This window comes from Pseudomonas meliae (assembly GCF_001400515.1).
Taxonomy (GTDB): domain Bacteria; phylum Pseudomonadota; class Gammaproteobacteria; order Pseudomonadales; family Pseudomonadaceae; genus Aquipseudomonas; species Aquipseudomonas amygdali.
In genome coordinates this window covers 1-8020 of sequence record NZ_LJQT01000499.1, presented here as the reverse complement: position 1 = coordinate 8020, position 8020 = coordinate 1, and the positions used below count along the sequence as shown (strand labels likewise).

Below are 8020 nucleotides of genomic sequence, written 5' to 3'. Positions count from 1 at the left end.
GCTTTTTCAGAGGATACTTATTGGCTTGCCAACCAAAAAACCGACGCGATGGCCGGTTTTTTTGTCCCCTTTCCTACGCATGCACAAAGGAAGTAATGGCCAAATGATGGCTTTATGACCCACTGCTGTCAAGCAGCTGCCGCATTCATTAGTCTCTCGCGAATACCCCGCCCCAGCGCTACCGCCTTTGTCAGTGCGTTTCGATTGCCAGACGGCGGATCAGTGAAACGGAAGCATGAGTACATCACCAGCAAGCCAATTCAGGATGTACTCATTAACGTACTAAAAAAATCCAGACACCGGCAAATACTCATGAAACTCAACACAACAAAAAGCCCGCACTTGGCNNGTTCTCTTGGCTTTCGCGGTTCTCAGTGGAACCCGGCGAAAGTACATCTGGTGCGGACGGAGAGACTCGAACTCTCACACCTTGCGGCGCTGGAACCTAAATCCAGTGTGTCTACCAATTCCACCACATCCGCATTTCAGACTTTTAAAGCAAAGGCGCCAGACTATGAATCCGGCGTCCTTCTTAATATGGGGTGGACGATGGGGTTCGAACCCACGACCGCAGGAGTCACAATCCTGTGCTCTACCAACTGAGCTACGCCCACCATATTGCGCGTGACGATAAAACTTACTTGCTGTGCCAAAGCTGCCTTATTAAATGGCGCACCCGGCAGGACTCGAACCTGCGACCATCCGCTTAGAAGGCGGATGCTCTATCCAGCTGAGCTACGGGCACTTATATAATTTGTATTCTTGCGATAACAAACTAAAAGGCTTTCAATCACACCGAGCTGATTTGCAACTCTGCCTGACCTAATCAACCAGTGCTAGCTTAACCAGTGCTGGGCTCTGCCCGGCAAGTGCGACGAATCTTATAGACGGCCCCTGGGGTCGTCAACCTTTTTTTGAAAAAAATTCAGCTAGATAAAGGAGTTAGCGGAATATCCAACGCATGCGCCTTTGCCCTCGCGCCATGTCATGCGAGAATGCGCGTTCATTTTATTTCCTCTCGATGGTTAATCACGCGTCATGACTGCAAAACTAATCGACGGCAAGGCGATCGCCGCCAGCCTGCGCCAGCAGATCGCCAAACGTGTCGCCGAACGTAGCCAGCAAGGTCTGCGTACGCCGGGCCTCGCGGTGATTCTGGTCGGCAGCGACCCTGCCTCTCAGGTCTATGTCTCTCACAAGCGCAAGGACTGCGAGGAAGTCGGCTTTATCTCCCAGGCCTATGACTTGCCCGCTGATACCACTCAGGTTGCGCTGACCGATCTGATCGACCGCCTCAATGAAGACGCCGCTGTCGACGGCATTCTGCTGCAATTGCCTTTGCCAGCCCATCTGGACGCATCGCTGCTGCTCGAGCGCATCCGCCCGGACAAGGACGTGGACGGTTTCCATCCTTATAACGTCGGCCGTCTCGCCCAGCGCATTCCCCTGCTGCGACCGTGCACACCCAAAGGGATCATTACACTGCTGGAAAGCACTGGAGTCGATCTGTACGGTCTGGATGCTGTGGTGGTTGGCGCGTCGAACATTGTCGGCCGCCCCATGGCCATGGAATTGCTTCTGGCGGGCTGCACGGTCACCGTGACCCACCGTTTCACCAAGGATCTGGCAGGCCATGTAGGTCGCGCCGATCTGGTGGTGGTTGCCGCCGGCAAGCCCGGCCTGGTCAAGGGCGAATGGATCAAACCCGGCGCGATTGTCATCGACGTCGGCATCAACCGTCAGGACGATGGCAAGCTGGTGGGCGACGTGGTTTACGAGACTGCCCTGCCCCGCGCCGGCTGGATCACTCCGGTTCCGGGCGGCGTTGGCCCCATGACCCGCGCCTGCCTGCTGGAAAACACGCTGTACGCCGCAGAAACCCTGCACGACTGATCAGCCTGCAGCAATAAAAAACGGCACCTTCAAGGTGCCGTTTTTTTACCTCGACAAAACCTTACTTCTTGCCAGCCTCCCAGCTTTTCAGCAGGTCAGCGTAGGCGATGGTTTCACCCTTGGGTTTCTCGTTGGCCAGTTTGCGCTGTGGCGCGAGGAACTTGCCGTTGCTGTTCTCAGCCTTGGCATACCACTCCTCGGCAGACGTTTCGGGGTTCATCTTCGGCGCACACTTGCTGGCTTCCTGAACCTTGGAACGTTCGATGCGCGTCATGATGGCATCCTGATCCTTGGCCAGACCGTCCAGCGCCTGCTGTGCTGTCTTCTCGCCAGTGACCGCCTCGGCCACATGGCTCCACCACAGCTGTGCCAGCTTCGGATAGTCAGGCACGTTGGTGCCGGTAGGCGACCATTGAACGCGGGCCGGGCTGCGATAGAACTCCACCAGACCTCCCAGCTTGGGCGCCAGAGCGGTCATCTCCTTGGAATTGATATCCGACTCGCGAATCGGCGTCAGACCGACAATGGTCTTCTTCAGCGAAACACTTTTCGAGGTCACGAACTGCGCATACAGCCAGGCCGCCAGGCGCTTCTTCTCGTCGGAAGACTTCAGGAAGGTCCATGAGCCCACGTCCTGGTAACCGAGCTTCATGCATTCTTTCCAGTACGGCCCTTTGGGTGAAGGGGCCATGCGCCATTTCGGCGTGCCATCGGCGTTCATGACTGGCAGGCCGGGCTTGGTCATGTCGGCAGTAAAGGCGGTGTACCAGAAGATCTGTTGCGCGACGTTACCCTGCGACGGAACCGGACCGGACTCCGAAAAGGTCATGCCCGCAGCTTCAGGCGGTGCGTAGGCTTTCAGCCAGTCGATGTATTTCTGAGTCGCGAACACCGCTGCCGGCCCGTTGGTGTCGCCACCGCGGGTAATGCTGGAGCCGACCGGGTGGCAATCCTCGACGCGGATGCCCCACTCGTCCACAGGCAGACCGTTAGGCAAGCCCTTGTCGCCGCTGCCAGCCATGGAGAACCAGGCATCGGTGAAGCGCCAGCCCAGCGACGGGTCCTTCTTGCCGTAATCCATGTGCCCGAAGACTTTCTTGCCGTCGATCTCCTTGACGTCTTCGCTGAAGAATTTGGCAATGTCTTCGTAGGCCGACCAGTTGACCGGGACGCCCAGCTCATAGCCGTACTTGTCTTTGAACTTCTTTTTCAGGTCGGGACGTTCGAACCAGTCGGCACGGAACCAGTACAGGTTGGCGAATTGCTGATCAGGCAGCTGGTAAAGCTTGCCGTCCGGCGCGGTGGTGAACGAGGTGCCGATGAAGTCTTTCAGGTCCAGAGTCGGCGAGGTGACCTTGCTGCCTTCCGGACTGGCCATCAGGTCGGTCAGCGACAGTGCCTTGCCGTAGCGGAAGTGTGTCCCGATCAGGTCCGAGTCGTTGACCCAGCCGTCGTAGATACTTTTGTCCGACTGCATGGCGGTCTGCAGTTTTTCGATCACATCACCCTCTTGCAGCAGGTCATGGGTGACTTTGATACCAGTGATTTCAGTGAAGGCCTTGGCCAGGGTTTTCGATTCGTACTCGTGAGTGGTCAGGGTTTCCGATACCACCTTGATGTCCATGCCACGGAACGGCTCGGCGGCCTTGATGAACCACTCAAGCTCTTTCAACTGTTCTGCATCGGAAAGCGTACTCGGCTTGAATTCACTGGCCGCCCACTTCTTCGCCGCATCTTCGTACTGATCTGCCCACGCCGAAACACTCAACCCGCTGAGCATCATCATGGTCGCCAGCGTCACGCTATGTTGCAGCTTGTTTTTCTTATTGAACATAGTCATCTCCAATGTTGCTTTTATGTAGTCCCGCTTTTCGAATATTGCCGACCGGATCACCCCGGCAATCGCGCCCGGCCGCCCTCTAACCCCAACGCATCACCACCAACAGCCACACCAGGGAGGCCCCTGAAGCGATCCAGACACTCCAGTCGGTCGCGCCTATCACCAGCAAATGCAGGTAAGCGCTACCCAGAAGCCCAATGAACAAACGGTCGCCACGCGTGGTGGCAATCGGCAGAAAACCACGGCGCTCGATACTTGCCGAGCGCAACTCCCATACGGTCATCCCCGCCAGAAGCAATGCGATGCTGATGAAAAAGGCCGCAGTGGGCAGTGTCCAGGACATCCACTCCATTTTTTCGACTCCTCAGACACGACCAAGAGCAAAGCCCTTGACCACATGGTTGCGAACGAACCAGATCACCAGCATACCCGGCAGGATAGTCAACACCCCCGCCGCCGCCAGCACGCCCCAATCAATACCCGACGCCGAGACTGTACGGGTCATTACCGCAGCAATCGGTTTGGCATTGACCGATGTCAGGGTGCGCGCCAGCAACAGCTCGACCCAGGAGAACATGAAGCAGAAAAACGCGGTAACACCGATACCCGAGCCAATCAACGGAATGAAAATCTTCACGAAAAACTTCGGAAAGCTATAACCGTCGATGTAGGCCGTTTCGTCAATCTCCTTGGGAACGCCGGACATGAAGCCCTCCAGAATCCATACCGCCAGCGGAACGTTGAACAAGCAATGCGCCAGTGCAACGGCGATGTGCGTGTCAAACAGGCCAATGGACGAGTAGAGCTGGAAAAACGGCAGCAGGAACACGGCCGGTGGTGCCATGCGATTGGTCAGCAGCCAGAAGAACAGGTGCTTGTCGCCGAGAAAACGATAGCGAGAGAACGCGTAGGCTGCCGGAAGCGCAACGCTCAGCGATATCACGGTATTGAGGCACACGTAGTACAGCGAGTTCAGGTAACCGCTGTACCAGCTTTCGTCGGTGAAAATCACCTTGTAGTTGGCCAGGGTAAAGTCCTGCGGCCACAGGGTCAGGCCACCGAGGATCTCGGTATTGGTCTTGAACGACATGTTGATCAGCCAGTAGATCGGCACCAGCAGAAACAACAGGTAAATCCACAGCGGTATGATTTTGCGCAGACTCATGACCAGCCCCTCAATTCTTTTCGCTGTGAGTCATGGCGGTGTAGAACACCCATGACACCAACAGAATGATCAGGAAATACACCAGCGAGAACGCCGCCGCAGGCCCCAGGTCGAACTGCCCGAGCGCCATGGTGGTCAGGGTCTGACTGAGGAACGTAGTGGAGTTGCCAGGACCGCCACCGGTGAGCACGAACGGCTCGGTGTAGATCATGAAGCTGTCCATGAAGCGCAGCATCACCGCGATCAATAGCACGCTTTTCATCTTCGGCAGCTGGATATGCCGGAAGATGGCCCAGCCGGAGGCACGATCAATCCGCGCCGCCTGATAGTAGACATCCGGGATGGCGCGCAACCCTGAATAGCACAGCAAAGCCACCAGCGAAGTCCAGTGCCAGACGTCGATGACCAGCACTGTCACCCAGGCATCCGAAGCATTGGCGGCGTAGTTGTAGTTGATGCCAAGCACGTTGTTCAACGTGTAACCCAGCAAGCCGATATCGCCACGGCCGAAGATCTGCCAGATGGTACCGACCACGTTCCACGGAATCAGCAACGGAATGGTCATCACAATCAGGCACAGCGAAGACCAGCGGCCTTTGGTGGGCATGGTCAGGGCAATCGCGATACCCAGCGGGATCTCGATCAGCAGTACACAACCCGAGTAAATGAACTGGCGCAGCAGCGAATCGTGCAGACGTGGGTCCTGCAAGACCTGACGGAACCAGTCAGTACCAACAAAATAGCGGCTGGACTGGTCGAAGATGTCCTGCACCGAGTAGTTGACCACAGTCATCATCGGGATAATCGCGCTGAATGCCACCAGCAGAAACACCGGCATCACCAGCCACCAGGCTTTGTTGTTCTGCACCTTACGCATGGGACACCTCACTGGCCGGGCCGGCTTCAAGCAGGTAATCGTCGGCATAGAGCATCAGCCATTGCCCTGGAAAGCTGATCCAGGCCTGGCCATGCGGCACCGGTTTGTCTTCCTGCAAACGAACCTTGAGCAGTTGCCCGGCCAGTTTCAGGGTAATGATCTTGTAGGTACCGAGGTCTTCCACATAGGTCACGTCGGCGCACATCGCATCGTCGTAAGACCCGTCCCAGACATGCACGAACTCTGGACGAATACCCACTTTCAGACTTTTCCACGGTGTATTGGCAAGCTTTTGCTGCAACGACTCAGGCAGCGGCAGATGAATGTCGGCAAAACCGACACCGCCCGGTCGAGGCGTAACGTCAATCAGGTTCATGCCAGGGCTGCCAATGAAATAGCCGACAAAGGTGTGCGAAGGCTTTTCAAACAACTCCCGCGGCGTGCCGAACTGCACAATCTGTCCGCCATACATCACGGCGATCTTGTCGGCGAAAGTCGACGCCTCCAGTTGGTCGTGGGTGACGTAAACCATAGTGATATTGAATTGCTCGTGGATCTGCTTGAGCTTGCGGCGCAGTTTCCATTTCAGGTGCGGGTCGATCACGGTCAGCGGTTCGTCGAAGAGGATCGCCGACACGTCATCGCGCACCAACCCGCGACCCATGGAGACTTTCTGCTTTTCGTCCGCGCTGAGGTTGCGCGCTTTCTTTTTCAGCAGCGGCTGCAGGTCCAGGACATCGGCAATTTCGTTGACCTTGATGAGAATCCGCGCCTCGTCCAGGCCCTGATTGCGCAACGGAAAGGCCAGGTTATCGAACACCGTCATGGTGTCGTAGATCACTGGAAACTGGAAAACCTGAGCGATGTTGCGACGCTCCGGGGGCAGCTCATTGACTACTTTCGAGTCGAACAGCACTTGGCCCTGCGACGGACTGAGCAGACCGGAAATGATGTTGAGCAGGGTTGACTTGCCACAGCCGGAAGGCCCGAGCAGCGCGTAAGCACCGCCCTGCTCCCAGATGTGACTCATCTCGCGAATTGCATAGTCGTCAGGACCAGGCTTGGCGCTGTAACTGTGCGCCAGGTTCTGCAAGCGGATCTCGGCCATCAGGCAACCCTCGCCATGCGCAGGCCCGGCGCCTGAATCAGGCCGCCCTGCTGATCGAATACAAATAATTTGTGAGTCGGGATGTACACCCGAATCGATGCGTCAACGTCGTAGGCATGCACGCCCGGCAGGTGCAAAGCCAGTGAAAACAGCTCATTGCGCACATGCAGAAAGGTTTCCGAGCCGCTGATCTCCGCCAGCTCGACGGTGACCGCCAGCTCCAGATCATCATCGTTGGAAGGCACAAGGCTCAAATGGCTGGGACGCACACCAAAGCGGTATTCACCATCACCGACGGCCCGCAGGTCGACGTTGAGCGGGAAATGCACAAAGTTGGCGAAGCTGACTTCATTGCCGTCTATACGGCCCGGCATCAGATTGATCGGCGGTTCAGAGAACAGCTCGGCCGCCAATACCGTGCTCGGCCGGTGATAGACCTCGGGAGTCTTGCCGCTCTGCACCACCCGCCCTTCATGCAGGATGGTGGTGGTGCCACCCAGCGCCAGCGCTTCATTGGGCTCGGTAGTGGCATAGATTGCGATGGTATGGCGGGCTGCAAACAGCTCGCGCATTTCCTGACGCAGCTCTTCACGCAGCTTGTAATCAAGGTTGACCAACGGCTCGTCGAACAGGATCAACTCGGCGTCCTTGACCAGCGCCCTGGCCATAGCGGTGCGCTGCTGCTGCCCACCGGACAACTCGAGGGGGTGGCGTTGCAGGAATTTTTCGATGCGCAGCATCTTCGCCGTTTCCTGCACACGGCTGTGGATAACATCCTTGGACAGACCGGCCTGACGCAGCGGCGAGGCAATGTTTTCAAACACCGTCATGCTTGGGTAATTGATGAACTGCTGATAAACCATCGAGACGTTGCGCAGACGAACCGGTCGATTTGTAACATCGACCCCGTTCATCAGCACCCGCCCGCTGTCAGGCTTGTCCAGCCCGGCCATCAGGCGCATCAGGCTGGTTTTGCCGGACAGGGTTCGCCCCAGCAGAACGTTGAAAGATCCTGGCTCAAAGCTCAGGGAAGCGTCGTCGATCCAGACCTGACCATCGACCGCGCGACTGACGTGCTCCAGCGTGAGAGACATGGCGTGTCCTTCGTTGTTTTTTTCTTAAGAGGGTGTAGACAAA

7 protein-coding genes and 3 tRNA genes are annotated in these 8020 nt (G+C 56.9%); 1 reads left to right on the top strand and 9 read right to left on the bottom strand.

Going from position 1 to position 8020, the window contains the following annotated elements; translation table 11 throughout:
- Nucleotides 1-397: 397 nt before the first annotated feature.
- The 3 genes from ALO64_RS23250 to ALO64_RS23240 form a co-directional block, all read right to left on the bottom strand.
- Nucleotides 398-482 (bottom strand) — tRNA-Leu (locus ALO64_RS23250).
- 56 nt (nt 483-538) lie between these two features.
- Nucleotides 539-614 (bottom strand) — tRNA-His (locus ALO64_RS23245).
- Between the two features lie 54 nt (nt 615-668).
- Nucleotides 669-745 (bottom strand) — tRNA-Arg (locus tag ALO64_RS23240).
- Between the two features lie 293 nt (nt 746-1038).
- On the opposite strand from ALO64_RS23240, the gene folD reads away from it, so the two are divergent.
- Nucleotides 1039-1893: a bifunctional methylenetetrahydrofolate dehydrogenase/methenyltetrahydrofolate cyclohydrolase FolD gene (gene folD / locus ALO64_RS23235; RefSeq protein WP_002552732.1), complete on the top strand. Its 855-nt coding sequence runs from the start codon at nt 1039-1041 to the stop codon at nt 1891-1893.
- 61 nt (nt 1894-1954) lie between these two features.
- Here folD and ALO64_RS23230 read toward each other — a convergent pair whose 3' ends face one another.
- The 6 genes from ALO64_RS23230 to ALO64_RS23205 form a co-directional block, all read right to left on the bottom strand.
- Nucleotides 1955-3727 carry an ABC transporter substrate-binding protein gene (locus ALO64_RS23230; protein WP_044344216.1) on the bottom strand — a complete coding sequence of 591 codons (1773 nt, stop codon included), beginning with the start codon at nt 3725-3727 and terminating at the stop codon, nt 1955-1957.
- A gap of 85 nt (nt 3728-3812) precedes the next feature.
- A complete protein-coding gene (locus ALO64_RS23225; protein ID WP_002552730.1) occupies nt 3813-4085 on the bottom strand; it encodes a DUF2160 domain-containing protein in 273 nt (90 codons plus the stop codon).
- A gap of 12 nt (nt 4086-4097) precedes the next feature.
- Nucleotides 4098-4898, bottom strand: a complete 801-nt coding sequence (locus tag ALO64_RS23220; protein WP_003315280.1) for a carbohydrate ABC transporter permease — start codon at nt 4896-4898, stop codon at nt 4098-4100.
- A 10-nt stretch (nt 4899-4908) separates the two neighbouring features.
- Entirely contained in the window at nt 4909-5775 is an 867-nt protein-coding gene (locus ALO64_RS23215; protein WP_002552729.1) for a carbohydrate ABC transporter permease, read from the bottom strand.
- The gene (locus tag ALO64_RS23210) at nt 5768-6883 is read right to left on the bottom strand and encodes an ABC transporter ATP-binding protein (RefSeq protein WP_044344215.1); all 1116 of its coding nucleotides are present in this window, start codon (nt 6881-6883) and stop codon (nt 5768-5770) included. Before ALO64_RS23210 ends, ALO64_RS23215 begins: the two co-directional genes overlap by 8 nt.
- Nucleotides 6883-7977, bottom strand: coding sequence for an ABC transporter ATP-binding protein (locus ALO64_RS23205; RefSeq protein ID WP_044344214.1), 1095 nt, complete (start codon nt 7975-7977; stop codon nt 6883-6885). The genes ALO64_RS23210 and ALO64_RS23205 overlap by 1 nt, the downstream gene beginning before the upstream one ends.
- Nucleotides 7978-8020 lie beyond the last annotated feature (43 nt).